1 protein-coding gene and 1 pseudogene are annotated in these 652 nt (G+C 41.2%); both read left to right on the top strand.

Going from position 1 to position 652, the window contains the following annotated elements:
* The coding region (locus CIK04_RS33820) for a hypothetical protein (RefSeq protein WP_325205800.1) at window positions 1-251 on the top strand (251 nt) is incomplete at its 5' end.
* Between the two features lie 93 nt (window positions 252-344).
* A pseudogene (locus tag CIK04_RS25005) lies at window positions 345-652 on the top strand (amino-acid N-acetyltransferase); the annotation flags it as partial.

The following is a 652-nucleotide window of genomic DNA, read 5'->3' as shown; positions in this document are numbered from 1 at the left end:
TTGATCAATCGAGTAATCAAATCGCCATACATCAACAATACAATCACGGTTCCTTACAAGGGCCAAGCCCATTTAGGATYYGCTCTAATAATTTGCGTTTTTTACGACGTAGCTCTTCAGTGAGTAACTGTCCGTTGACGGCGGTTGACTTTTTACTGGCAGAAGACATTTTTTTCTCGTTCATGTTTACAAGCCGCCTATGTTACACCGCTGGTCAAAGCAAACAACTCACTCAGATCAAAGGTGGTTAAATTAATAAAAAACCGCTTGCCAACAAGGGAATAAAARGACAATATTTCAGCATAAATAGTCACAAGGAAGTCATATTGTGAAAATTCGCAGTCACGGCATTAGTWAAGGTTTCAGACAAATCCACTCCATACGTAAACGCGCACCGCGGTAAAACCATGGTTATTCTCCTTGGTGGTGAAGCGATCGCTGACAAAAACTTCAGCAATATTATTAATGATATAGCTCTAATGCACAGCCTTGGTGTTAAAGTGGTTTTGGTCTATGGTGCAAGACCGCAAATCAATCATTTACTTGATAAGCAATCAAGCCAGACCCCCTTATCACAAGCACATTCGTTGTGACTGACGAAAAACTTCAACTTTCGATAGTTATGCAAGCCGCCGGACAGTTGCAATTGGCG

It is taken from the genome of Vibrio sp. 03_296 (assembly GCF_002265885.1).
Note: the sequence above shows the minus strand (reverse complement) of the source record. Positions and strands in the feature narration are given on the sequence as shown.